The 22,977-nt window shown below is 67.3% G+C and carries 23 protein-coding genes and 1 tRNA gene; 12 read left to right on the forward strand and 12 right to left on the reverse strand.

The genetic code is table 11. From position 1 onward, the window contains the following. Positions 1 to 119 precede the first annotated feature (119 nt). Both ilvD and WI26_RS11900 read left to right on the forward strand, forming a co-directional pair. Positions 120 to 1,793, forward strand: a complete 1,674-nt coding sequence (ilvD, locus tag WI26_RS11895; RefSeq protein WP_059914528.1) for a dihydroxy-acid dehydratase — start codon at positions 120 to 122, stop codon at positions 1,791 to 1,793. A 125-nt stretch (positions 1,794 to 1,918) separates the two neighbouring features. Next, positions 1,919 to 2,260 carry a c-type cytochrome gene (locus WI26_RS11900; protein WP_069226013.1) on the forward strand — a complete coding sequence of 114 codons (342 nt, stop codon included), beginning with the start codon at positions 1,919 to 1,921 and terminating at the stop codon, positions 2,258 to 2,260. Positions 2,261 to 2,395: 135 nt separating this feature from the next. Here the strand turns inward: WI26_RS11900 and WI26_RS11905 are convergent, their stop codons facing one another. The 3 genes from WI26_RS11905 to WI26_RS11915 are packed head-to-tail and all read right to left on the reverse strand — an operon-like array spanning position 2,396 to position 5,127. Then, the gene (locus WI26_RS11905) at positions 2,396 to 3,139 is read right to left on the reverse strand and encodes a DUF2486 family protein (RefSeq protein ID WP_069226014.1); all 744 of its coding nucleotides are present in this window, start codon (positions 3,137 to 3,139) and stop codon (positions 2,396 to 2,398) included. 25 nt (positions 3,140 to 3,164) lie between these two features. Further along, the gene (locus WI26_RS11910) at positions 3,165 to 3,581 is read right to left on the reverse strand and encodes a DNA polymerase III subunit chi (RefSeq protein ID WP_059468257.1); all 417 of its coding nucleotides are present in this window, start codon (positions 3,579 to 3,581) and stop codon (positions 3,165 to 3,167) included. 34 nt (positions 3,582 to 3,615) lie between these two features. Further along, positions 3,616 to 5,127 (reverse strand): leucyl aminopeptidase, encoded by a 1,512-nt coding sequence (locus WI26_RS11915; RefSeq protein WP_069226015.1) that lies wholly within the window; start codon positions 5,125 to 5,127, stop codon positions 3,616 to 3,618. Positions 5,128 to 5,249: 122 nt separating this feature from the next. Here WI26_RS11915 and lptF point away from each other — a divergent pair, with 122 nt between their 5' ends. The 3 genes from lptF to WI26_RS11930 are packed head-to-tail and all read left to right on the forward strand — an operon-like array spanning position 5,250 to position 7,902. Beyond that, the gene (gene lptF / locus WI26_RS11920) at positions 5,250 to 6,341 is read left to right on the forward strand and encodes an LPS export ABC transporter permease LptF (protein WP_069226016.1); all 1,092 of its coding nucleotides are present in this window, start codon (positions 5,250 to 5,252) and stop codon (positions 6,339 to 6,341) included. 3 nt (positions 6,342 to 6,344) lie between these two features. Beyond that, on the forward strand, positions 6,345 to 7,493 hold the full coding sequence (gene lptG / locus WI26_RS11925; protein ID WP_059468260.1) for an LPS export ABC transporter permease LptG: 1,149 nt from the start codon (positions 6,345 to 6,347) through the stop codon (positions 7,491 to 7,493). 25 nt (positions 7,494 to 7,518) lie between these two features. Continuing rightward, complete coding sequence (locus WI26_RS11930; protein WP_059538428.1) at positions 7,519 to 7,902, forward strand: sirohydrochlorin chelatase; 384 nt, start codon at positions 7,519 to 7,521, stop codon at positions 7,900 to 7,902. Positions 7,903 to 7,994: 92 nt separating this feature from the next. On the opposite strand, the gene cobA is transcribed toward WI26_RS11930, so the two are convergent. From cobA to WI26_RS11960, 6 genes are all read right to left on the reverse strand, one after another. After that, positions 7,995 to 8,744 carry a uroporphyrinogen-III C-methyltransferase gene (gene cobA / locus WI26_RS11935; protein ID WP_069226017.1) on the reverse strand — a complete coding sequence of 250 codons (750 nt, stop codon included), beginning with the start codon at positions 8,742 to 8,744 and terminating at the stop codon, positions 7,995 to 7,997. Between the two features lie 75 nt (positions 8,745 to 8,819). Beyond that, entirely contained in the window at positions 8,820 to 10,136 is a 1,317-nt protein-coding gene (locus WI26_RS11940) for a sulfate adenylyltransferase subunit 1 (protein WP_059468263.1), read from the reverse strand. Positions 10,137 to 10,158: 22 nt separating this feature from the next. After that, a complete protein-coding gene (cysD, locus tag WI26_RS11945) occupies positions 10,159 to 11,121 on the reverse strand; it encodes a sulfate adenylyltransferase subunit CysD (protein ID WP_059468264.1) in 963 nt (320 codons plus the stop codon). A gap of 75 nt (positions 11,122 to 11,196) precedes the next feature. Then, complete coding sequence (locus WI26_RS11950) at positions 11,197 to 11,940, reverse strand: phosphoadenylyl-sulfate reductase (protein ID WP_059538426.1); 744 nt, start codon at positions 11,938 to 11,940, stop codon at positions 11,197 to 11,199. Further along, on the reverse strand, positions 11,937 to 12,479 hold the full coding sequence (locus WI26_RS11955; protein ID WP_069226018.1) for a DUF934 domain-containing protein: 543 nt from the start codon (positions 12,477 to 12,479) through the stop codon (positions 11,937 to 11,939). Before WI26_RS11955 ends, WI26_RS11950 begins: the two co-directional genes overlap by 4 nt. Before the next feature lie 25 nt (positions 12,480 to 12,504). After that, positions 12,505 to 14,184: a nitrite/sulfite reductase gene (locus tag WI26_RS11960; RefSeq protein ID WP_069226019.1), complete on the reverse strand. Its 1,680-nt coding sequence runs from the start codon at positions 14,182 to 14,184 to the stop codon at positions 12,505 to 12,507. A 216-nt stretch (positions 14,185 to 14,400) separates the two neighbouring features. Between WI26_RS11960 and WI26_RS11965 the strand changes: the two genes are divergently transcribed. The 4 genes from WI26_RS11965 (at position 14,401) to WI26_RS32200 (ending at position 17,062) form a co-directional block, all read left to right on the forward strand. Next, positions 14,401 to 15,342: a CysB family HTH-type transcriptional regulator gene (locus WI26_RS11965; protein WP_009689198.1), complete on the forward strand. Its 942-nt coding sequence runs from the start codon at positions 14,401 to 14,403 to the stop codon at positions 15,340 to 15,342. Between the two features lie 64 nt (positions 15,343 to 15,406). Further along, on the forward strand, positions 15,407 to 16,564 hold the full coding sequence (locus WI26_RS11970) for an ABC transporter substrate-binding protein (RefSeq protein ID WP_069226020.1): 1,158 nt from the start codon (positions 15,407 to 15,409) through the stop codon (positions 16,562 to 16,564). Between the two features lie 95 nt (positions 16,565 to 16,659). Continuing rightward, positions 16,660 to 16,744 (forward strand) — tRNA-Leu (locus WI26_RS11975). A 150-nt stretch (positions 16,745 to 16,894) separates the two neighbouring features. Further along, entirely contained in the window at positions 16,895 to 17,062 is a 168-nt protein-coding gene (locus WI26_RS32200; RefSeq protein WP_155768753.1) for a hypothetical protein, read from the forward strand. A gap of 28 nt (positions 17,063 to 17,090) precedes the next feature. Here the strand turns inward: WI26_RS32200 and WI26_RS11980 are convergent, their stop codons facing one another. Further along, on the reverse strand, positions 17,091 to 17,993 hold the full coding sequence (locus WI26_RS11980) for a LysR family transcriptional regulator (RefSeq protein WP_069226021.1): 903 nt from the start codon (positions 17,991 to 17,993) through the stop codon (positions 17,091 to 17,093). Positions 17,994 to 18,110: 117 nt separating this feature from the next. Between WI26_RS11980 and WI26_RS11985 the strand changes: the two genes are divergently transcribed. Both WI26_RS11985 and WI26_RS11990 read left to right on the forward strand, forming a co-directional pair. Next, positions 18,111 to 18,848 (forward strand): SDR family oxidoreductase, encoded by a 738-nt coding sequence (locus tag WI26_RS11985; protein WP_069226022.1) that lies wholly within the window; start codon positions 18,111 to 18,113, stop codon positions 18,846 to 18,848. A 70-nt stretch (positions 18,849 to 18,918) separates the two neighbouring features. Then, entirely contained in the window at positions 18,919 to 19,818 is a 900-nt protein-coding gene (locus WI26_RS11990; protein WP_069226023.1) for an SDR family oxidoreductase, read from the forward strand. A 40-nt stretch (positions 19,819 to 19,858) separates the two neighbouring features. Here the strand turns inward: WI26_RS11990 and WI26_RS11995 are convergent, their stop codons facing one another. Further along, complete coding sequence (locus tag WI26_RS11995; RefSeq protein ID WP_069226415.1) at positions 19,859 to 20,749, reverse strand: alpha/beta fold hydrolase; 891 nt, start codon at positions 20,747 to 20,749, stop codon at positions 19,859 to 19,861. A 106-nt stretch (positions 20,750 to 20,855) separates the two neighbouring features. Between WI26_RS11995 and WI26_RS12000 the strand changes: the two genes are divergently transcribed. Next, positions 20,856 to 21,743 carry a LysR family transcriptional regulator gene (locus tag WI26_RS12000; protein ID WP_069226024.1) on the forward strand — a complete coding sequence of 296 codons (888 nt, stop codon included), beginning with the start codon at positions 20,856 to 20,858 and terminating at the stop codon, positions 21,741 to 21,743. 127 nt (positions 21,744 to 21,870) lie between these two features. Here WI26_RS12000 and WI26_RS12005 read toward each other — a convergent pair whose 3' ends face one another. Next, on the reverse strand, positions 21,871 to 22,800 hold the full coding sequence (locus WI26_RS12005) for a LysR family transcriptional regulator (RefSeq protein ID WP_069226025.1): 930 nt from the start codon (positions 22,798 to 22,800) through the stop codon (positions 21,871 to 21,873). Positions 22,801 to 22,977: the final 177 nt, after the last annotated feature.

Raw genomic sequence — 22,977 nt, forward strand, 5'->3', positions numbered from 1 at the left:
AGAATGACTTAATAGAGGACAAATAATATATTGGACATCCCAAACCGGAAACGCCATTCTTGATCGACCGAACCGGCGCGCCGCCCGCGAGCGTCGCCAATACAACGATGGAGTCCCCCATGCCGTACAACCGTCGCTCGAAGCACATCACGCAAGGCGTGGCCCGTTCGCCGAATCGCTCGATGTATTACGCCCTCGGCTACCAGAAGGACGATTTCGACAAACCGATGATCGGCATCGCGAACGGCCATTCGACGATCACGCCGTGCAACTCAGGCCTGCAGCGGCTGTCGGACGCGGCCGTCGCGGCGGTAAAGGCGGCGGATGCGAACCCGCAGATCTTCGGCACGCCGACGATCTCGGACGGCATGTCGATGGGCACCGAAGGCATGAAGTACTCGCTCGTCTCGCGCGAAGTAATCGCCGACTGCATCGAGACCTGCGTGCAGGGCCAGTGGATGGACGGCGTGGTGGTGGTCGGCGGCTGCGACAAGAACATGCCTGGCGGCATGATCGCGCTCGCGCGGCTGAACGTGCCGGGCATCTATGTGTACGGCGGCACGATCCGGCCTGGCCACTGGAAAGGCCGCGACCTGACGATCGTGTCGTCGTTCGAGGCGGTCGGCGAGTTCACCGCGGGCCGGATGTCGCAGGAGGATTTCGAAGGGGTCGAGAAGAATGCGTGCCCGACGTCAGGGTCGTGCGGCGGGATGTACACCGCGAACACGATGAGCTCGTCGTTCGAAGCGCTCGGCATGTCGCTGATGTACTCGTCGACGATGGCGAATCCCGATCAGGAGAAGGTCGACTCGGCCGCCGAATCCGCGCGCGTGCTGGTCGAGGCCGTGAAGCGCGACCTGAAGCCGCGCGACATCATTACGCGGGAATCGATCGAGAACGCGGTGTCGCTGATCATGGCGACCGGTGGCTCGACCAACGCGGTGCTGCACTATCTCGCGATCGCGCACGCGGCCGAGGTCGATTGGACGATCGACGACTTCGAACGCATCCGCAAGCGCGTGCCGGTGATCTGCGACCTGAAACCGTCCGGCCAGTACGTCGCGACCGACCTGCACCAGGCCGGCGGCATCCCGCAGGTGCTGCGGATCCTGCTCGATGCGGGGCTGCTGCATGGCGACTGCATGACAATCACCGGCCGCACGATCGCCGAGGAGCTGAAGGACGTGCCGGGCGTGCCGCGCGCGGACCAGAAGGTGATCTTCCCGATCGATCGCGCATTGTACAAGGAAGGGCATCTCGCGATCCTGAAGGGCAACCTCGCGCAAGACGGTGCGGTCGCGAAGATCACCGGCCTGAAGAACCCGGTAATCACGGGTCCGGCGCGCGTGTTCGACGACGAGCAAAGCGCGATGGACGCGATCCTCGGCGACCGGATCCGCGCGGGCGACGTGCTGGTGCTGCGCTATCTCGGCCCGCAGGGCGGGCCGGGCATGCCGGAAATGCTCGCGCCGACGTCGGCGATCATCGGCAAGGGGCTCGGCGAATCGGTCGGCTTCATCACCGACGGCCGCTTCTCGGGCGGCACCTGGGGGATGGTGGTCGGGCATGTCGCGCCCGAAGCCTTCGTCGGCGGCACGATCGCGCTCGTGCAGGAAGGTGACTCGATCACGATCGATGCGCACCGGCTGGTGCTGCAGTTGAACGTCGACGACGCCGAGCTCGCCCGCCGGCGCGCCGCGTGGAAACAGCCGGCGCCGCGCTACACGCGTGGCGTGCTCGCGAAGTATGCGGCACTGGCCCGTCCGGCGAACAAGGGCGCCGTCACCGGCTGACGCAGCACGCAAGTCATGCGGCCCCATTGCAAATGGCCACCGGGGAAACGCGCAAAACGCGCTTTCCCTTTGCTTTTATAATGCGCGGACCGTGAAGCCGGCCGTTTCAGCCGGCGGAGAACCGCATGAAACAGACGATATTGCGCGCGCTGCTCGTGGCGCTGCTGACCGGCAGCGCGGCGGCGGCACACGCGGACCAGGCCGCCGACCAAGCCGCCAACGGACTCATGCTCGCGCAGCGCAAGAACTGCATGGCCTGCCATGCGGTCGGCAAGCCGCTGATGGGCCCGTCGTTCCACGACATCGCCGGCAAGTACGGGGCACGCGCCGACGCAGTCGATTACCTCGCGCAATCGATCGTGAAGGGCAGCGTCGGGTTGTGGGGCGGCGTGCCGATGCCCGCCAATACGCAGTTGACGAGCGTCGAAGCGCACACGCTCGCGCAGTGGGTGCTTTCGCTGCACTGAACCGGATGGCCGGGCGCGTGCGACGCGCTTTGGGCCCGGCACGATTTCATGCCTCCCGTTGCAGCAGAATCAGCGATCGTCAGCGACGATGGCCGGCGCCGCGCGCGGCGTCAGCGCACGAAATCCGCCGGGCACTCAGCCTGAATGCCCGGTCCGTCGGCGAGCGATCTCTTCGTCGACCGCGTCGCGAACCCACTCCATCACTTCGGTTTCGAGCGCCAGCGCCACCTCGCGCGTGATCTGGCCGACGAGCCAGGCCGTATGGTCGTGCAGCGCGTCGCGACAGCGGGCCTCGATAGCCTCGCGCCCTTCCCCGGTCAGATAATTCGTCAGCCGGTTGCGCAGACGCTCGGCGACATGTTGCGCGTCCTCAGGCGTCAGCGCGGCGGCCGCCTGCGACTCCGGGTGCACTGCATGAGCAAGATGATCGGTCGCCAGCCCGTGGGCAGCCGGTTCGACCGCATGAGACCGCTTCGCGTCGGCGGCATCGCGCGGCGTCGCGGCAACGTCGGCCTGCTGCGAGTCGTCGTCGACCAGCGCGGAGCGCAACGGCGCCTGCGCTGCGGCCGACTCCTCGGCGACGACGTGCCCGGCGGCACCGGGTTGCGCCGGCGCATCGCTGTCGCCCGGCAGCTCGACCGTCGGGACATCGGGCGTCGGCACCGGCTCGATCGTCACGAATTCGGGGTCGGTTCCCTGGTATTCCAGCCCGGCGGACGCCCCGGCCGGATGGCCTGGCGCGACCACGTCGGTCAGCACCGGCAGGACGGCATCGTCGCGCGGCGACGCATCGGTCGCGGACGCACGCGCCGGCACCGGCTTGCCTGGGACCAGCACGTCGGTCAGCGTCGGGATCGAAGAGGATTCGGCTTGTGTCACGGGGACGCTCCGTCGACGGTTTCGGCTAGCTGCCTTGCTTGTAGTTGTTCAGCGCGTATCCGCGATCGCGGTAGAAACGGTAACGCTCGCGGCCCGCGGCCAGTTCGTCCGGCGCATTGCCTACCACCTCGAGCAGACGTTCGAAGCGGGCGAACTGCGCGGGCACGGCCGCGCCGAGGTTCAGCAGCACGTGGTGATGCGGCGCCTGGTCGAGATCCGCGGTCAGCACGATAGGCGTGCCGGCCGCGTGCGCGCTGTCGACGCCGCAGTGCGGAATGAAATCGAGCGGCGAGAACGTCCAGAGCCGCTCGTCGAGCGCGCGCAGGCGCGCGGGCTCCGCGAGCACGACGACCGGCTGCCCGGCCTGATAGGCCTTGCGCAGCAGCCGGCACGCGTACGCGAGCGAATCGCCGACGTTCGAATGGAAATCGATTCGCGTCATCGCCCGCGCACCTGCATCGTCGTGAGACCCGCCATCACTGGCCGGCGCGGTCGATCAGGAACTGCGCGAGCAGCGGCACCGGACGGCCGGTCGCGCCCTTCGCCGCGCCGCCCTTCCACGCGGTGCCCGCGATGTCCAGGTGCGCCCACGGATAGCTTTCGGTGAAGCGCGACAGGAAGCACGCCGCCGTCACGGCGCCGGCCGGGCGTCCGCCGATGTTCGCGATGTCCGCGAAATTCGACTTCAGCTGATCCTGGTATTCGTCGTCGAGCGGCATGCGCCACGCCGGATCGTTCGCTTCGCGCGATGCATCGAGCAGCTCGCCCGCGAGCGCATCGTCTTTCGAGAACAGGCCGCTGTTGTGGCCGCCGAGCGCGATCACGCAAGCGCCCGTCAGCGTCGCCACGTCGATCACCGCGGCCGGCTTGAAGCGCTCCGCATAAGTCAGCGCGTCGCACAGGATCAGGCGGCCCTCGGCGTCGGTGTTGAGCACCTCGATCGTCAGCCCCTTCATGCTGGTGACGATGTCGCCCGGCTTCGTCGCGTTGCCGCCCGGCATGTTCTCGCAGGTCGGCACGATCGCGACGACGTTGATCTTCAGGCCCATTTCGGCGACCGCGCGCATCGTGCCGAGCACCGAGCCCGCGCCGCACATGTCGTACTTCATCTCGTCCATGGCCTCGCCCGGCTTCAGCGAGATGCCGCCCGTGTCGAACGTGATGCCCTTGCCGACCAGCACGACCGGCGCGGCCTTCGCCGCGGCGCCCTGGTAATGCAGCACGATGAATTGCGGCGGCTCGACGGATGCGCGCGCGACCGACAGGAACGAGCCCATCTTGAGCGCCTGGATCTGCTTCAGACCGAGCACCTCGACCTTCAGACCCCAATCCTTCGCGATCTTCTTCGCGGTGTTGCCGAGATAGGTCGGCGTGCACACGTTGCCGGGCAGGTTGCCCAGGTCACGCGTGAGATCCATCCCGTTCGCCAGCGCGACAGCCTGCTTGACCGCCAGCTTCGCCGCCTTTTCATCGGCCGGGTCGACGCTGAACACGACGCGCTTGAGCGCGTGCGACGCCGGTTCCGGCTTGCTCTTCATCTGCGTGAAGCGGTACGTTTCGTTGCGCAGCGCGAGGATTGCCGCGCGCACGCCCCAGTCGGAGCCGCGCTCGTCGACCGGCAGTTGCGCGAGCGTGAACGTGACCTGAACGACCTTGGTCGCCAGCAGCGCGCGCCATGCGGCCGTCGCCGCGTCGTTATAGGCTTTCTGATTGAAAGCATCCTGCTTGCCGAGGCCGACGAGCAGCACGCGCGACGCGCCGATGCCCGATACCTCGTGCAGGAACAGCGTCTTGCCGCGCTTGCCGTCCATGTCGCCGGCCTTCACCAAGCGCGAGATCAGCCCCTTGGTGGCCGTGTCGATGTCGAGCGCCGCGCCCGAGAGAGTCTGCGCCTCGAAGATGCCGAGCACGATGCAGTCGGACTTCCCGGTCAGGAACCCCTTGGCCTCGCCTTTGCTCCAATCACAGCCTTTTATGCTAAAGTCCATCGCGCTTGTCCTCGGATAAAATCTGGGCTAAGGATGAAAGCCGCAATTATCCGCTATTTTTCCCGTGGCGGCGCGAGCGCTCCACCACGCGTGCGCAGCCTCCCGCCCTCTTCTCATCAAGAATGATCTTCGAACGCTCCCTCCAGCGCGAGCTTGCGTATACGGCTGGCGCCGTGTTCATGGTGCTGCTCACGATCATGCTCACGACGATGATGATCCGCATCGTCGGCTATGCCGCGTCCGGCGAAATCGATCCGCGCGACGTGCTCGTGCTGATCGGCCTGACCGTGATCGGCTATCTGGCCGTGATGCTCGTCGTCACGCTGTTCGTGTCGATCCTGTTTGTGCTGACCCGGTGGTACCGGGACTCCGAAATGGTCGTGTGGCTCGCATCGGGCGTGAGCCTCACGCGCCTCATCAAGCCGATCGGCGTGTTCGCCACACCGATCGTCCTGCTGATCGCATTCTTCGCGTTCGTCGGCTGGCCGTGGTCGAACCAGCAGAGCAAGATGATCAAGGCGCGCTTCCAGCAGCGCGACGAGATCTCGCTGCTCGCGCCCGGCCAGTTCCGCGAATCGGCCGCGAACCATCGCGTGTTCTTCATCGAGAAGATGTCGCCGGACCAGAGCAAGGTGCAGAACGTGTTCGTCACGTCGACCGAGAACGGCAAGGTCAACGTCGTGGTATCGCACACGGGCCATACGGAAACGAAGGACGGCGATCGCTTCGTCGTACTGGAGGACGGCCGCCGCTACGACGGCACGCCCGGCCAGCCGAACTTCAAGATCATGGAGTTCCAGCGCTACGGCGTGAAGATCACGAGCACGCCGGTCACCAACGTGCCGACCACGAACAGCACGCCGACGCCCGACCTGCTGCGCAACCCGACGCGCGACAACCTCGCGGAATTCGCGTGGCGCGCGGGGCTGCCGCTGATCGCGATCAACCTGATGGTGCTCGGCATTCCGCTGTCGTACCAGAATCCGCGCCGCAGCCGCACGATCAACCTCGTGATGGCCGTGCTGATCTACCTCACGTATTCGAACCTGCTGAACGTCGTGCAGGCGCAGATCGAGCAGGGCAAGATGTCGTTCGGCGTCGGCCTCATCGGCCTGCACCTGGTCGTCGCGGCGATCGTCGCGTTCATCTTCTGGTTGCGCGTGCGCAATCGTCCGCTGTTTACACGCGCGCTGTTCGGCCGCTCGGGAGCATGATCGATGCGGCTCTATGAAAAATACTTCGCGCGGCAGATCTACGTCACGTTCGTCTTCATCCTGTTCGCGTTCTCGGGCCTGTTCTTCTTCTTCGACCTGATCAGCGAACTGAATTCGGTCGGGCACGGCAACTACAAGTTCGGCTACGCGGTGCTGCGCGTCGCGCTGCAAACGCCGTCGCGCTTCTACGAGATCATCCCGGTCGCCGCGCTGATCAGCGCGATCTACGTGTTCGCGCAGATGGCCGCGAACTCGGAATTCACGATCTTCCGCGTGTCGGGCCTCGCGACCAACCAGGCGCTGCGCTCGCTGCTGAAGATCGGCATTCCGCTCGTGATCGTCACCTACCTGATCGGCGAGTTCGTCGGCCCGTACGCCGACCAGCTGTCCGAACGCGTGCGGCTGCAGGCGCTCGGCGCGTCGGTGTCGTCGAACTTCCAGTCGGGCGTGTGGGTGAAGGACACGCTCGCGGCCCGCGAGAACGGCGAGCAGGTCACGCGCTTCGTCAACGTCGGCAGCCTGTCGCCCGATTCGACGATCAGCAACGTGCGCATCTACGAATTCGACTCGAAATTCCAGCTGCAGAACGTACGGATCGCGCAGACGGGCCGCTACGAGCCGCCCGGCCACTGGCTGCTCAAGGGCGTGACGGAAACCGAACTGACGCCGATCAAGCCGATCAGCGGCGAACCGGCCGACGCGCTGAACCCCGTGTACCGGTCGCAGCAGGTGACGCTGCCCGAATACCGGCTGCGCTCGGACCTGACGCCGCAGATCCTGTCGGTGCTGCTCGTGTCGCCGGAACGGATGTCGATCATCAACCTGTTCCGCTACATCCAGCACTTGCGCGAAAACCAGCAGGACACGCAGCGCTATGACATCGCGCTGTGGCGCAAGCTGCTCTACCCGTTCGCGGTGTTCGTGATGCTCGTGCTGTCGCTGCCGTTCGCGTACCTGCATACGCGCGCCGGCGTGGTCGGCGTGAAGGTGTTCGGCGGCATCATGCTCGGCATGAGCTTCCAGCTGCTCAACACGCTGTTCTCGCACATCGGCACGCTGAATACGTGGCCCGCGCCGTTGACCGCTGCGACGCCGGGCCTCATCTATCTCGCGCTCGGCCTGTTCGCGCTCAAGTGGGTCGACCGGCACTGAGCGCCGTCACGACGGAGGCTTCGACATGAGTTCGCACGGCATCGTCCTGTTCGGCCACGGCGCACGCGATCCGCGCTGGGCCGAGCCGTTCGAGCGGCTCGCCGCGCGGCTGCGCGGGGCCGGCTCCCCTGCCCCGCACGTGTCGCTCGCGTTTCTCGAACTGATGACGCCGTCGCTCGATACGGCCGTTGCCGCGCAGGTCGCGGCCGGCTGCACGCGCATCACCGTGGTGCCCGTGTTCTTCGGTCAGGGCGGGCATGTGCGCCGCGACCTGCCGCAACTCGTCGATGCGTGCCGTGCCGCGCATCCGGGCATCGAGATCCGTTGCGCGACGGCCGTCGGGGAAGACGACGGCGTGCTCGATGCGATCGCGCGCTACTGCATCGACCAGATCGGCCACGACGCGTAAGCGAATCGCCGGCCGAAGCGGCGAGCCCAAACAAAAAAGCGCCGGCTTCGGAAGCCGGCGCTTTTTTTTCGTCTGCGAACTGCGCGATCGACTCAAGCGGCGTCCTGCAACGCATCGCTCTCTTTCACGTGCCGCACGCGTTCGGCGAATGCATCGCCGATCATCAGCAGGCTCGGCTCCGCCGGATCGAGCCACGCCTGCGCGTCGCCCGCCGCCATCTGCGCAAGCGTGAGCGTCAGCGTGCGTTCGCGCGCGGTGCTGCAAGCTTCGACGATCGCGACCGGCGTCGCGGGCGCCCGGCCCGCGTCGATCAGATCGCGAGCGATGCCCGGCGCGCTGTCGCGGCCCATGTAGTAGACGATCGAATCGGCGCGTGCGGCCTCGCGAATCTCGTCGCTGCCCGGTGCGCGGCTGTGCGTCGCGAACGCGACGCTGCGCGACACCCCGCGCAATGTCAGCGAGCGCTTCAGCGTCGCCGCGCCGGCCAGCGCCGCGGTGATGCCCGGCACCACTTCATATTCGATGCCGGCCGCCTCGAGCGCGCGCATTTCCTCTTCGGCACGACCGAACAGCATCGGATCGCCGCCCTTCAGGCGCACGACGCACGCATGCTCGCGCGCCGCATCGACGATCTGCTTGTTGATGAAGTGCTGCGCGGTCGAACGCCGCCCGCAGCGCTTGCCGACCGCGATTTTCCGCGCGTTCGGCGCATGGTCGAGCATCGCCGGCTCGACGAGCGCGTCGTGCAGCACGACGTCGGCTTGCTCGAGCAGCCGCGCGCCGCGCACCGTGATGAGGTCCGCGGCGCCCGGCCCTGCTCCGATCAGATACACCTTGCCCATGTTTGTCGCTTCGCTTGTCCTGCTCGTGGACGGCGACCGGCGCGCGCCGCCCGCACGGGCGGCGCTGAACGCCGGTTATGCCGAGAACGCCCGGATCATGCCGGCGGCGACCGTGTGATGCGTCGCCTCGTCGATCAGCACGAATGCGCCCGTACCCGGGTGCGCGTCGTACGTATCGCAGACGATCGGCTTTTGCAGCGTCAGCGCCACACGGCCGATGTCGTTCATCTTCAGTTCCTGGCGGTCGGTCGCGTGCGACAGCGTATGCACGTCGAGCACTTCCTTGACCGCGCCGATCTTCGCGAACACCGTGCTCGTGGTCTGCTTCAGCAGGTACTTGCGCTGCGGCGACAGCGGCGTCTCGTCGAACCAGCACAGGTCCGCCTCGAGCTTCTTCGCCGGCGCGACCGTCTCGGCCGTCGTGACGAACATGTCGCCGCGCGATACGTCGACGTCCTCTTCGAGACGAATCGTCACCGTCTGGCCCGCGAACGCGTGCGCAACCGACGCGGTGCCGCCCGGCACCGGCGCGACGATCTCGGCGACCGTCGCGGTGCGGTTCGACGGCAGCACGACGATTTCGTCGCCGACCTTCACCTCGCCCGACTCGATGCGGCCCATGTAGCCGCGGAAGTCGTCGGCCGAGCTGCCATCCTGGCGTGCGACCCACTGCACCGGGAAGCGCAGCGCGTCATGCGCCTGCGTCTCGACCGGCAGCGACTCGAGCACGTCGAGCAGCGGCTCGCCCGCGTACCACGGCATGCGCTCGCTCGCGCCGACAATGTTGTCGCCCTTCAGCGCCGACACCGGCACGAAACGAACGTCCTTCAGGCCGAGCTGCTTCGCAAGCGCGACGTACGCGTCGCGGATCTCGTTGAAGCGCGCTTCGCTGTAGTCGACGAGATCCATCTTGTTGATCGCGACGATCACGTGCTGCAACGCAAGCAGCTTCACGATCGCGCTGTGGCGCTTCGTTTGCGGCAGCAGTTGCGCGACGCCGTTCTCGACCGTCACGCGCGTCGCGTCGACCAGGATGATCGCCGCATGCGCGGTCGATGCGCCCGTCACCATGTTGCGCGTGTACTGCTCGTGGCCCGGCGTGTCGGCGATGATGAACTTGCGCTTCGCGGTCGCGAAGTAGCGGTATGCGACGTCGATCGTGATGCCCTGCTCGCGCTCGGCTTCCAGCCCGTCCGTCAGCAGCGCGAGGTCGATCTCGTCGCCGACCGTGCGCTTGTTCTTCGCGCGCGACAGCGCGGACAGCTGGTCGGACAGCACGGCCTTGCTGTCGTACAGCAGGCGGCCGATCAGCGTGCTCTTGCCATCGTCGACGCTGCCCGCGGTGATGAAGCGCAGCACGCCGAGGTCTTCGTTGTTCTCGATGATGCTCATGATGTGAATGTCCTCGTGTGCTTCAGAAATAACCTTGCTTCTTGCGCTGTTCCATCGCGGCTTCGGATGCCTGGTCGTCCATCCGGGTCGCGCCGCGTTCGGTGATCTCGGTCACCGCCGTCTCGGCGATGATCTTCTCGACGTCGTCCGCGTCGCTCTCGACCGGGCACGTGCAACTGATGTCGCCGACCGTGCGGAAGCGCACCTGGGCGAGCTCGCTCGTCTCGCCGTCACGCATCGGCGTGAGCGGCGTGACCGGCACGAGCAGACCGTTGCGGCGCACGATCTCGCGCTGGTGCGCGTAGTAGATCGACGGCAGCTCGAGGTTCTCGCGTGCGATGTACTGCCACACGTCGAGCTCGGTCCAGTTCGAGATCGGGAACACGCGCAGGTGCTCGCCCTTGTGCAGGCGTGCGTTGTACAGGCTCCACAGTTCCGGGCGCTGCGCCTTCGGATCCCATTGGCCGAATTCGTCGCGGAACGAGAAGATCCGCTCCTTCGCGCGCGCCTTCTCTTCGTCGCGGCGCGCGCCGCCGATCAGCGCCGTGTAGCCGTGCTGTTCGATCGTCTCGAGGAGCGTGACGGCCTGCGCGGCGTTGCGCGAATCGGTTTCGCGGCGCAGCACGACCGTGCCGCGCTTGATCGAATCCTCGACGTGGCCGACCACCAGTTCGGCGCCGAGCTCTTGCGCACGGCGGTCGCGGAAGTCGATCACTTCCTCGTAGTTGTGGCCGGTGTCGATGTGCACGAGCGGGAACGGCAGCGTCGTCTTGCGGTTCGCGCCGAGGCCGAACGCCTTCAGCGCGAGGTGCAGCACGACGACCGAGTCCTTGCCGCCCGAGAACAACAGCGCCGGCTTGCTGCATTCCGCAACGAGTTCGCGCAGGATGTGGATCGACTCGGCTTCGAGCCAGTCGAGGTGGCCCATGCGGTCGTCGGCACCGGTGGGCGGGGCAAAGGCGGATTGCTCGAGCGTCGTGCTCATGATTTCAGTCCTTCTCTTCTGGGTTCGTGCCGCCCGCTCGCGCGGGCGGCGCAATATTCGGTTTCTTGTCGGCTTTCAGTGCGCGGCGCCGGCTTCGGCATTCGCCGGAATCGGCGTGATCGCGATGTGCAGCCCGCATTCCTTCGTGTCGCGCGACTCCCACCACCAGCGGCCCGCGCGGCTGTCCTCGCCGGGGCGGATCGCGCGCGTGCACGGCTCGCAGCCGATGCTCGGGTAGCCGCGTGCATGCAGCGGGTTGACCGGCACGTCGAACGCCTTCAGGTATGCCCACACGTCGGCTTCCGTCCAGTCGGCGAGAGGATTGTACTTCGCGATCCCGCGCGCTTCGTCCCGTTCCTCCTCGTGCAGCTCCGCACGCGTGACCGACTGCTCGCGGCGCTGGCCCGTGACCCATGCGCCGACGTCGGCCAGCGCGCGGTTCAGCGGCTCGACCTTGCGGATGTGGCAGCACGACTTGCGCAGCTCGACGCTTTCGTAGAACGCGTTCAGGCCGTGCTCGGCGACGTACTGGTCGACCGCATCCTGGCGCGGGTGAAACTGCTCGATCTCGTAGCCGTAGCGCTCGCGCACGCGGTCGATCATGCCCAGCGTTTCCGCGTGCAGGCGACCGGTGTTCAGCGAGAAGATGCCGATCGCCACGCCCTTCGACAGGATCGCGTGCGTGAGCAGCATGTCTTCCGCGGCGAGGCTGCTCGCGAACTTCACCTTCTCGTGGCGCGCGCCGATCTGCGCGAGCAGCGTGTCGAGGCGCTCGACCTTCGCGGCGAGTTCGGGCGTGAGTGCGGTCGCGGTGCTCATGCGCTCACCTTCGCGTCGACCGCGGCGTCGCGGCGGCGGAACAGCGGTGCCGGCTCGTCGAACGCGCCCTGGTAACGCTGCGTGAATTCGCCGAACGCATTCAGCGCGTCGCGGATGTCCTTGTCGGCACGCACCGCGAACGCGTCGAAGCCGCAACGCGACATGTACAGCAACTGGTCCCGCAGCACGTCGCCGATCGCGCGCAGCTCGCCGGTCCAGCCGTGGCGCTCGCGCAGCAGGCGCGCGATGCTGTAGCCGCGGCCGTCCGCGAAGCGCGGGAAATCGACGGCGATCAGCGAGATCGCACCGAAGTCGGTCACGAGATCGGCCGGCTCGCTGTCCGGCGCGAGCCATACGCCGAGTTCTTCCTTCGTCTTCGCGGCGACGAGCGCCGCGCGCTCGGCCTGCCACAGCGCGAACGGCACCAGCACCTTGCCGGCCGGCAACGCGTCGACCGCGGGCAGCGCACCGTCTTCCGACGCGCGCACGACCTGCCATGCGTCGTCGATCACTGCGCGGTTCTTGATAATCGAAGCCATCTGCAAATTCCTTCTACCCGGTTGGTTACGCGTTCACTGCCTGGCGCGCCGCATACACGCGCTCCTTGAACGGCGCGATGCCGATGCGGTCGTACGTGTCGATGAAGCGCTCGCCGTCGATGCGCGTCTCGACGAACGTGTCGATCAGCTTCGCGATCACGTCCGGCACTTCCTCCGCGGAGAACGACGGCCCGATCACGCGGCCGAGGCGCGCGCCGTTGCGGCCCGTGCCCTGCTCGCCGCCGAGCGACACCTGGTACCACTCGGCGCCGTCCTTGTCGACACCGAGAATGCCGATGTTGCCCACGTGATGGTGACCGCACGAGTTCATGCAACCGGAAATGTTCAGCGACAGGTCGCCGAGGTCGTACACGTAGTCCAGATCGTCGAAACGTTGCTGGATCGCCAGCGCGATCGGGATCGACTTCGCGTTCGCGAGCGAGCAGAAGTCGCCGCCCGGGCACGCGATGATGTCGGTCAGCAGGCCGATGTTCGGCGTCGCGAAACCGGCCGCCTTCGCCTTTTCCCACACCGCGAACAGGTCGCGCTTCTTCACGTTGGCGAGAATCAGGTTCTGCTCGTGCGACACGCGCAGTTCTCCGAACGAGTACGCGTCGGCCCAGTCGGCCACCAGGTCCATCTGCGCATCGGTCGCGTCGCCCGGGGCCACGCGGTGATCCTTCAGCGACAGCGTGACGGCGGCATAGCCCGGCACCTTGTGCGGCGCGACGTTGCGCTCGACCCAGCGCGCGAACGCCTTGTTCTCGAGCAGGTGCTGTTCGAACGACGCGTCGGTGTCGGCGAGCTTCTCGTAGACGGGCGGCTTGAAGTATTGCGACACGCGGTCGACTTCCGCCTGCGTGAGCGTCGACGGGCCGTCCTTCAGGTGCTGCCACTCGTCCTCGACCTGCTGCGCGAACTTCGCGGGCGACAGCGCCTTCACGAGGATCTTGATCCGCGCCTTGTACAGGTTGTCGCGGCGGCCGTAGCGGTTATATACACGCAGCACGGCTTCGCAGTAGGTCAGCAGGTGCTGCCACGGCAGGTCTTCCTTGATCACCGCGCCGACGATCGGCGTACGGCCGAGGCCGCCGCCCGCGAGAATGCTGGCGACCACTTCACCCTGCGCGTTCTTCTTCAGGTACACGCCGAGGTCGTGGATCTGCACGGCCGCGCGATCGTGCTTCGAGCCGGACACAGCGATCTTGAACTTGCGCGGCAGCCATGCGAATTCGGGATGGAACGTCGACCACTGGCGCAGGATTTCCGACCACGGACGCGGATCGATCTCCTCGTCCTGCGCGACGCCGGCGAACTGGTCGGCCGTGATGTTGCGAATGCAGTTGCCCGACGTCTGGATCGCGTGCATCTGCACCGACGCGAGCTTCGCGAGGATCTCGGGCGTTTCCTCGAGCTGGACCCAGTTGAACTGGATGTTCGAGCGCGTCGAGAAGTGGCCGTAGCCGCGGTCGTGTTCGCGGGCGATGCGCGCCAGCATGCGGAGCTGCTCGCTGCGCAGGTTGCCGTACGGAATCGCGATGCGGTGCATGTACGCGTGGCGCTGCATGTACAGGCCGTTCTGCAGGCGCAGCGGACGGAACTCGTCCTCGCTCAACTCACCCGACAGGCGGCGGCGCACCTGATCGCGGTACTGCGCGACTCGCTCGTCGACGATCGTCTGGTCGTACTGGTCGTACTGATACATTCGGGGACCCCAGGGTTTTCGTGATGACCGCGCGACGTCCTAGCCACGTCGCGCCCGGATCTCGGTTCCGTCGCCATCGCCGGCGTTCCGCTGCCCGGCTGGATTGCTAATGACGAAAACAGATATCCATATTTGAAAAACTCCGGTGAATCGTAATAAACTCGCCTTATATTTCAAACGACTAAAAAATTCTGTTGATATGCGGAAGGGTTATAAATGAACCTGCACCAATTTCGCTTCGTGCGCGAGGCCGTCCGGCAGAATTTCAACCTCACCGAGGCCGCCAAGGCGCTCTACACGTCGCAACCGGGGGTGTCCAAGGCGATCATCGAGCTCGAGGACGAACTCGGCGTGGAGATCTTCACGCGGCACGGCAAGCGCGTGCGCTCGCTCACCGAGCCGGGCAGGATCATCCTCGCGTCGGTCGAGCGGATCCTGCAGGAAGTTGAAAGCCTGAAAAGGGTCGGAAAAGATTATGCAGCCCAGGATCAGGGCAACCTGACGATCGCCGCCACCCACACGCAGGCCCGCTACTCGCTGCCGGCGGCCATCGCCGAGTTCAAGAAGCGCTTCCCGAAGGTGCACCTGTCGATCCTGCAGGGCAGCCCGACGCAGGTCGCCGAGATGGTGATCCACGACCAGGCGGATCTCGCGATCGCGACCGAGGCAATTGCCGACTACAAGGAACTCGTGTCGCTGCCCTGCTTCCAGTGGCATCACGCGGCCGTGGTACCCGCCGACCATCCGCTGCTCGAACGCAAGCCGGTCACGCTGGACGATCTCGCGCAATACCCGCTGATCACGTACGACGACGCGTTCGCCGGCCGCAAGAAGATCAATCACGCATTCGCGCTGCGCGGGTTGTCGCCGGACATCGTGCTCGAGGCAATCGACGCCGACGTGATCAAGACTTACGTCGAACTCGGCCTCGGCGTCGGCATCATGGCCGACATCGCATTCAACCCGGAGCGCGACCGCAACCTGCGGCTGATTCCGGTCGGCCACCTGTTCGGCAGCAACGTGACGCGCGTCGCGCTCAAGCAGGGCGCCTACCTGCGCAGCTATGTATATACGCTCGTGGAGCTGCTGTCGCCGACGCTGAACCGCAAGCTGATCGAACAGGCGCTCAAGGGCGAATCCGAATCGTACGAGCTTTGAAGGACAGGTATAAACACAGGGGCGCAAATCGCGCCCCTTTTTATTGCCCGACGGAGATTTCCGCATGACGCTTCCCGCCCTGCTGTGCCGAGCCGCCGGCGCCGCGCTCCTGATCGCCTGCGCGGCCGCGCATGCCGACCTGAAGGTCGGCGTCGACCTGTCGTCGACCGGCCCGGCCGCCGTGATCGGCATCACCAGCAAGAACGCGATCCTGATGTGGCCGAAGACCATCGCCGGGCAGCCGCTGCAGGTGACGGTGCTCGACGACGCGTCCGACCCCGGCGCCGCCGTGCGCAACATCCGCAAGCTGGTCGACGAGGATCACGTCGACGTCGTGGTCGGGCCGAACATCACGCCGGCCGCGCTAGCGGCGCTCGACGCGGTGGCGGCCGCGCAGACGCCGATGATCACGCTGGTCGGCTCCGGCGCGATCGTCGAGCCGCAGGAAGGCGCGCGGACCTGGGCATTCAAGATGGCGCAGAGCGACAGCGCGATGGCCGACGTGATGACGCGCTACATGGCCAACCACGGCGTGAAGACGGTCGGCTTCATCGGCTTCGCGGACAGCTACGGCGACAGCTGGCTGAATGAATTCACACGCTTCGCGGAAGTCCGCAAAATTCGCGTGATCGCGACGGAGCGCTTCAACCGCACCGACGCAAGCGTTACCGGCCAGTCGCTGAAGCTGATCGCGGCAAAGCCGGACGCGATCCTGATCGCGGGCTCGGGCACGCCGGCCGTGCTGCCGCAGCGCACGCTGATCGAGCGCGGCTACAAGGGCGCGATCTACCAGACGCACGGGATCGCGACGCCGGAATTCATCAAGCTCGGCGGCAAGGACGTCGACGGGACGCTGTTCCCGACCCAGCCGGTCGTCGTTGCGCGCACGTTGCCCGCCGACCATCCGGCCCGCAAGACCGCGCTTGCGTTCGTCGATGCATATGAAACGAAATACGGTGCCGGCACCGTCACGCAGTTCGCGGGCGATGCGGCGGGCGTGTATCCGCGCCTCGCCGACGCGGTCGGCCGCGCACTCAAGGCAGCACAGCCCGGCACGCCGGCCTTCCGCGCGGCGCTGCGGCGCGAGCTCGAACGCGCGCACGAGCTCGTCGTGCCGAACGGCGTCGTCAACACCAGCGACAAGGATCACGTAGGGCTCGATCAGCGCGCGAGCGTGATGGGGATCGTGAAACAGGGCAAGTTCGTCTACCTGAGCCAGTAACGTACGAACGGCCGCCGGGCGGCTTGCCCGGCGGCTCATTTTCCGCCATAATCCGCGTTTCGCCGCGCACAATCGCATGCGCGGCCAGGATCAAAGCCCAGGTGGTGAAATTGGTAGACGCAGGGGACTCAAAATCCCCCGCCGCAAGGCGTGCCGGTTCGATTCCGGCCCTGGGCACCAGTATTTCGCAGCGCGTCATGCGCTGCGTCCCTCGAAACCCGCGCAGCTCGCCGCTCCGCGGGTTTTTTGTTGTTCGCCACACGCGACGCAACGCGGGGCCGCGCGCGGCGGTCGAAGCATCATGACCGATGCGCGACACGGAGGCCGCTCATGTTCCTGCGCAAGGTGTCGCCCCTGCTCCGCGCCCGCATGCTCGCCGCCATGCTGCTGCTCGTGCTGGGCGGATGCGACGTGCTGACCGCCCCGCCCGTGCCCGACTGGCCGGGTCCGCATGCGCCTTATCCGTTCCCGGACGACGTCCCGCACCGCACCGAATGATCGCCACGCGCCGTGCCGCCGCGCACGCTCAGGCCGTCAGCTCGCGCACGAAGTCCAGAAACACGCGGACCTTGGCGGCAACCAGATTCGACGCGTGGTGATAGGCATAAAGCGGAAAGGTCTCGTCCGCCCATTCCGGCAGCAGTTGAACCAGCCGCCCGTCGGCGAGGATGTCCCGCGCATAGAGCGCCAGCAGCTGCGCGACGCCCTCGCCGCCCAGGCACGCGCCGAGCAGCCCGCCCGTATCGTTGACCATCAGCCGGCCGGTCGCGTCGACCGGCACCACGTCCTTGCCGCGATGAAATACCCAGTCATACGGCCGGCCAGTCACCGGATCGCGGATCAGCACGCAGCGATGCCCGCTCGCGAGATCCCGCGGATGCCGCGGCTCGCCGTGACGCGCGATGTAGCCGGGCGACGCGCAGGTGAGCACGCGCGTCTCCAGCAGCAGCCGTGCACGATATGACGACGGCTCCGGAATGCCGAAGCGCACGGCCACGTCGAATCCGTCGGCCACGAGGTCGCCCATCCGGTCGCGCACGCTGATCTCGACCGACAGGTCGGGGAAACGATCGAGGAACTCGGCCATCCTCGGCGCCAGCACGTAGTGGCCGAAGGTGCCGTCCACGTTGACCCGCAACCGCCCCCTCACGCGCGCCCGCGAACGACCGGCATCGACCGCCGCCTCCTCGATGCCGGCCAGCAGCGGTGCCACGGCCTCGTAGAAGCGCCGCCCTTCGTCGGTCAGCGTGATCGCGCGCGCCGTCCGGTTGAAGATCCGGATGCCGACGCGCTCCTCCAGCCGCGCGACCGCCCGGCTCACCGCCGGCTGCGTAAGGCCCATCGCCTCGCCCGCGCGCGCGAACGTGCCGGCCTCGATCACCGCCGAAAGCACGCCGATTCCGCTCAGAAGTCTGCTGTCGAATGCCATGAGACATACTTTTAGTCATTCATGATCTGATCATTATTCATTATTTTTATTGATCGAGGGCGCCTACATTAGTCCTGTCGCCGGATCCCCCGGCACTTACTCGCCAAGGAGCAGGACATGAGCACATCGAAACAGGTCGCCCTCGTCACGGGCTCGTCGCGCGGCATCGGCGCGGAAATCGCGCGTCGTCTGGCCCGGGACGGCTTCAGCGTCGTCGTGAACTACGCGGGCAGCGCAGGCGCGGCCCGCGAAGTGGTCGACACGATCACCGCCGACGGCGGCGAGGCCGTCGCGGTACAGGCCGACATCGTCGATCCGGGCGCCGTGGCCGCGCTGTTCGACGCGGCCGAGCACGCATTCGGCCGCATCGACGTGGTCGTCAACAGTGCGGGCATCATGAAGCTCGCCCCCCTCGCCGAACTCGACGACGCCGTGTTCGACGAAACCGTCGCGATCAACCTGAAGGGTGCGTTCAACGTCAGTCGCGAGGCCGCGAAGCGCGTGCGCGACGGCGGCCGCATCGTGAACCTGACGTCGAGCGTGATCGGCATGCGCCTGCCGAGCTACGGCGCATACATCTCGACCAAGGCGGCCGTCGAAGCGATGACGCAGGTGCTCGCCCAGGAAATGCGCGGCCGCCGCATCAACGTGAACGCCGTCGCGCCAGGGCCGGTCGCGACCGAGCTGTTCCTGCACGGCAAGAGCCCCGAGCTCATCGACCGCATGGCGAAGCTGAACCCGCTCGAGCGGCTCGGCCAGCCCGGCGACATCGCCAGCGTTGTCGCATTCCTCGCCGGCCCCGACGGCGCGTGGGTCAACGGCCAGATCCTGCGCGCCAACGGCGGCATGTGCTGATGCACGCCGTGATACCGCGCAACAGGGCCGCCGATCGCGGCCCGTGCCCCCCGCTTTCCGGAGATCGATCATGAAGGAAGTCATTCTCGTCACGGGCGCATCCAGCGGCTTCGGCCTGCTGACCGCCCAGGCGCTTTCCCGCGCCGGCCATACGGTCTACGCGTCGATGCGCGAGAGCACCGGCCGCAACGCGCCGTGCGTCGCCGCAATCGCCGCCTATGCGCAGGAGCACGGTGTCGACCTGCGCACCGTCGAACTCGACGTCAGCAACGACGCATCGGTCGCCGGCGCGATCGAACGCGTGATCGTCGACAACGGCCGCCTCGACGTCGTCGTCCACAACGCCGGCCACATGGTGTTCGGGCCTGCCGAAGCGTTCACGCCCGACCAGCTCGCGCAGCTCTACGACATCAACGTCGTGTCGACCCAGCGCGTGAACCGCGCCGCGCTGCCGCACCTGCGTCGCCAGGGCCGCGGCCTGCTCGTGTGGGTGTCGTCCTCGTCGGCGCGCGGCGGCACGCCGCCGTTTCTCGCCCCCTACTTCGCCGCGAAGGCCGCGATGGATTCGCTCGCGGTGTCCTATGCCGCCGAGCTCGCGCGGTGGGGGATCGAGACGTCGATCGTCGTGCCGGGCGCGTTCACCCGCGGCACGAACCACTTCGTCCATGCTGGCAAGCCGGCCGATACCGCCGTGCAAGCTGCCTACGACAGCGGACCGTACGCGGGCGTCGCCGATCGGGCGTTGAGCGGCCTCGCCGCGCTGGAGCCTGCGGACGCCGATGCCGGCGCCGTCGCGACGGCGATTGCCGGGCTCGTCGCCGCGCCGGCCGGCAAGCGCCCGTACCGCGTCTTCGTCGATCCGTCACAGGACGGCGCCGAGGAAGTGTTTCGCATCGGCGATCGCATCCGCCGCGAGATGTTCAGGAACATCGGCCTCGCCGATCTGCTCGCGCCGCGCGTCAGCACTTGAGCAACGTTGAGCGCCGTTGCGCGCCGTGCCGGCCGGCCCGTCAACCGCGCGCGCAGAACCGCAGAATCGCGTCGGCGACGGTCGACGGCGCCTCGCGCTGCGGAAAATGCCCGATGCCGTCAAGTACGGTGCGCTCGTAGCGGCCGGTGAAGAATCGCTCGCGCCCGGCGGAAGTTTCGGGCCCATTGCAGGCGTCCGCGGCGCCGTGCAGTACGAGCGTCGGGAGCGACAGCACCGGCGCCGGCGTCAGTTTCGCTTCGTCTTGCGCGTACGCGGCGCCGCCGTCGACGAATCCCCAGCGATAGCGGTACGAGCGCAGCACCACGTCGATCCAGTCAGGCCCGTCGAACGACTCGGCCGCCGCATCGAAGTCACGTTCGTCGTACCAGCCGGCCGGCGACCATGTGTCCCACATCAGGCGCGCGAACGCGCGGCGATCGTCGCGCAGCGCCTGCTCGCCGCGCGGCGTCGCCATATACCAGTGGTACCAGTAGTTGCGCGCCTGCTGCAGCGACAGCGGCTGAGCCGGATCGTTCGTGCCGTACCCGACCGACAGCATCACCAGGTGCGACGCCGCCCCGTCGCGCAGGCCACACGCGTTCGCCACCGCGCGGGCGCCCCAGTCGTGCCCGACCAGGACCGGCCGCTCGATGCCGAGCGCGTCGACGAACTCAAGCAGGTCGCGGCCGAGCGCCGCGAGCCGGCCACTACGCGGGGTCCCCGGATCACGAAAACAAGTCGGCGCAAAGCCGCGCAATGCCGGCGCCAGCACGCGATAGCCGCGCAGGCTCAGCGTTTGCGCCACGGCTTCCCACCCGGCCGGGCTGTCCGGCCAGCCGTGCAGCAACACGGCCACGCGCTCGCCTTGCGGATTCCATTCCAGATACGCGACGTCTAGCGACGCGGTCATCGCATGCCGATAAGCAGTCATCGTGCCCTCCTCCAAGTTCGGTCCGGAGAACGATGGTAGATCCGGATCTCATCACGATTCGCGGAGTATCATGACTCATTGTTCGAATATCACGTTGAATTCATCGATGGAACCACCGACCGATCCCGCGTCGACCGCGCTCGACATCACGCTGCTCCGCACCTTCCTCGAGGTGGTCGATCGCCACGGCTTCGCGCCGGCCGCCGAACGTCTCGCGCTGACGCCATCTGCGGTCAGCGGCCACATCAAGCGGCTCGAACAAGCGGCCGGCACGCTGCTGCTCGCGCGCACCACGCGCCGCGTCGCGCTCACGCCGGCCGGCGACACGCTGTATGCGTACGCACGCAACATCGTCGACATGGAGCGCGAAGTCCGCGCCCGGCTGCGCGGCGCGCCGGCGCACGGCCCGCTGCGCGTCGGCGCGTCGGAGGATTTCGCCGGCACGTGGCTGCCGCAGGTGTTGCGCACGTTCCGCGACAGCCATCCGCGCACGTCGATCGAACTGAAGGTCGGCATCACCGCGTCGCTGCTGCGGGAGCAAGCGCTGGGCCGGCTCGATGTCGTGTTCGGCAAGCAATGCCGGCTGGTCGACACGCCGGGCGAACCGCTGTGGGAGGAACCCCTGGTGTGGGCTTTCGCGGCGGATACGGCATTCGACGCCGACGGTGGCGTGCCGCTCGCGCTGTTTCCGGAGCCGTGCGTATATCGGGAAGCCGCGGTGGCCGCGCTCGCCGCCGCGCTGCGGCCGTTTCGCGTGCTGTTCGAAAGCGGCAGCATGGCCGGCTGCGTGTCGGCGGCGCTCGCCGGCTTCGCGGTCACGGCGCTCGCGCGCAGCCAGTTGCGCGACGGCCTGCGCGAATGCGGCGTGCAAGACGGCCTGCCGGCGCTGCCGGCCGCGCGCTTCTACGCATTCGCGTCGAAACCCGGCGGCGCCAGCGCCGCGCTGATCGACGCGGTGCGGGCGACCGGGCGCACGCGGCAGTTCGCCGCCTGAGCGCGCGCGGCACAATGGCCGCGCCTAGCGGACGTACCACGCCTGCCGCGTCGCACCTCTGCGGATGGATCGGAGTCACCGGCCGGCGAATGGCGAACGGTCTGAGGGTTGGGACACGACGCCGTTTTCAGTCGCCGCTGCCGGCCGCGCCGGCGTCGTTCAACGCCTCTGCCATCAATTCGCCGAACCAGTGGACGAACGCGTTGAGCCGCCGCGACCGGTGCCGACGGTGCGGGTACACGGCCGACACGTCCATCGGCGCGGCGCGGTAGCCGGGCATCACCTCGACGAGCGCGCCGCCGTCGAGCAGATGCTGGACGTCGAAGCGCGGAATCTGGATCAGGCCCATCCCGGCGATGCAGCTCGCGATATAGGTCTCCGCGTTGTTGACGATCACGCGGCTCGGCAGCGTCAGCACGTGCCGGTCGCCGTCCATGCAGTATTCCCACGCGAGCTCGCGCCCCGTCGTCGGCGACGCATAGCCGATCGCCCAGTGCCCGTGCGCGAGCGCATCCGGATGGTCGGGCACGCCGCATTCGCGCAGATAGTCGGGGCTCGCGCAGTTGATCAGCGCGAACTGGCCGAGCGGCCTGACCACGAGGCTGCTGTCCGCGAGCCGCCCGACCCGGATCGCGCAGTCAACGCCCTCCTGCACGAGATCGATCGAGCGGTCGGTCGAGCCAAGCGACAGCTGGAGCTTCGGGTAGCGGCGAAACAGCGACGGCAACGCGGGCGCGATCACGCGGCGCGCGATCCGGCTCGGCACGTCGACGCTCAGGCGCCCGATCACGTCGCGCTCGCGGCGGCGGAACAGGCGATCGAGGTCGTCGGCCTCCGCAAGCAGCCGCCGGCCGCGCTCGAGCAGCAGCGCGCCGTCGGCCGTCAGCTGCACCTGCCGGGTCGTGCGATGCAGCAGTCGCGTGCCGAGCGCGGCCTCCAGTTGCTGGACGGCCGCCGACACCGTCGCGCGCGGCACGTCGAGCGCATTCGCAGCCTTGATGAAGCTGCCCATCTCGGCTACCTGAAGGAAGATTCTGACCTGGTCCAGCTTGTCCATCGGTGGGCGGAAAACGCGAGTTCGGACGATCGTCACGGGCGAGCGCAGCACGTCGCGGCCGGCCCCGGCGACACAAGGAAAACGGGCGCGCGGCCTCGTATCCGCGCGCCCGCCCATTGTCCATGCAAACGCTCCATTGCGGGCGCCGCGCGTGCTCGACGACCGTCCGGACAGCGT

Origin of the sequence: Burkholderia diffusa (genome assembly GCF_001718315.1) — a bacterium.
Lineage (GTDB): Bacteria > Pseudomonadota > Gammaproteobacteria > Burkholderiales > Burkholderiaceae > Burkholderia > Burkholderia diffusa_B.

Coding starts and splice junctions, on each gene's coding strand:
- WI26_RS11980 (WP_069226021.1), bottom strand. CDS start 17,993: ATGGCATTCGACAGCAGACTTCTGAGCGGAATCGGCGTGCTTTCGGCG.
- lptF (WP_069226016.1), top strand. CDS start 5,250: ATGATCTTCGAACGCTCCCTCCAGCGCGAGCTTGCGTATACGGCTGGC.
- ilvD (WP_059914528.1), top strand. CDS start 120: ATGCCGTACAACCGTCGCTCGAAGCACATCACGCAAGGCGTGGCCCGT.
- cysD (WP_059468264.1), bottom strand. CDS start 11,121: ATGAGCACGACGCTCGAGCAATCCGCCTTTGCCCCGCCCACCGGTGCC.
- WI26_RS11915 (WP_069226015.1), bottom strand. CDS start 5,127: ATGGACTTTAGCATAAAAGGCTGTGATTGGAGCAAAGGCGAGGCCAAG.
- WI26_RS32200 (WP_155768753.1), top strand. CDS start 16,895: ATGTTCCTGCGCAAGGTGTCGCCCCTGCTCCGCGCCCGCATGCTCGCC.
- WI26_RS11985 (WP_069226022.1), top strand. CDS start 18,111: ATGAGCACATCGAAACAGGTCGCCCTCGTCACGGGCTCGTCGCGCGGC.
- WI26_RS12005 (WP_069226025.1), bottom strand. CDS start 22,800: ATGGACAAGCTGGACCAGGTCAGAATCTTCCTTCAGGTAGCCGAGATG.
- WI26_RS11900 (WP_069226013.1), top strand. CDS start 1,919: ATGAAACAGACGATATTGCGCGCGCTGCTCGTGGCGCTGCTGACCGGC.
- WI26_RS11955 (WP_069226018.1), bottom strand. CDS start 12,479: ATGGCTTCGATTATCAAGAACCGCGCAGTGATCGACGACGCATGGCAG.
- WI26_RS11950 (WP_059538426.1), bottom strand. CDS start 11,940: ATGAGCACCGCGACCGCACTCACGCCCGAACTCGCCGCGAAGGTCGAG.
- WI26_RS11930 (WP_059538428.1), top strand. CDS start 7,519: ATGAGTTCGCACGGCATCGTCCTGTTCGGCCACGGCGCACGCGATCCG.
- WI26_RS11995 (WP_069226415.1), bottom strand. CDS start 20,749: ATGACTGCTTATCGGCATGCGATGACCGCGTCGCTAGACGTCGCGTAT.
- WI26_RS11990 (WP_069226023.1), top strand. CDS start 18,919: ATGAAGGAAGTCATTCTCGTCACGGGCGCATCCAGCGGCTTCGGCCTG.
- WI26_RS11965 (WP_009689198.1), top strand. CDS start 14,401: ATGAACCTGCACCAATTTCGCTTCGTGCGCGAGGCCGTCCGGCAGAAT.
- WI26_RS11940 (WP_059468263.1), bottom strand. CDS start 10,136: ATGAGCATCATCGAGAACAACGAAGACCTCGGCGTGCTGCGCTTCATC.
- cobA (WP_069226017.1), bottom strand. CDS start 8,744: ATGGGCAAGGTGTATCTGATCGGAGCAGGGCCGGGCGCCGCGGACCTC.
- WI26_RS11970 (WP_069226020.1), top strand. CDS start 15,407: ATGACGCTTCCCGCCCTGCTGTGCCGAGCCGCCGGCGCCGCGCTCCTG.
- WI26_RS12000 (WP_069226024.1), top strand. CDS start 20,856: ATGGAACCACCGACCGATCCCGCGTCGACCGCGCTCGACATCACGCTG.
- WI26_RS11910 (WP_059468257.1), bottom strand. CDS start 3,581: ATGACGCGAATCGATTTCCATTCGAACGTCGGCGATTCGCTCGCGTAC.
- lptG (WP_059468260.1), top strand. CDS start 6,345: ATGCGGCTCTATGAAAAATACTTCGCGCGGCAGATCTACGTCACGTTC.
- WI26_RS11960 (WP_069226019.1), bottom strand. CDS start 14,184: ATGTATCAGTACGACCAGTACGACCAGACGATCGTCGACGAGCGAGTC.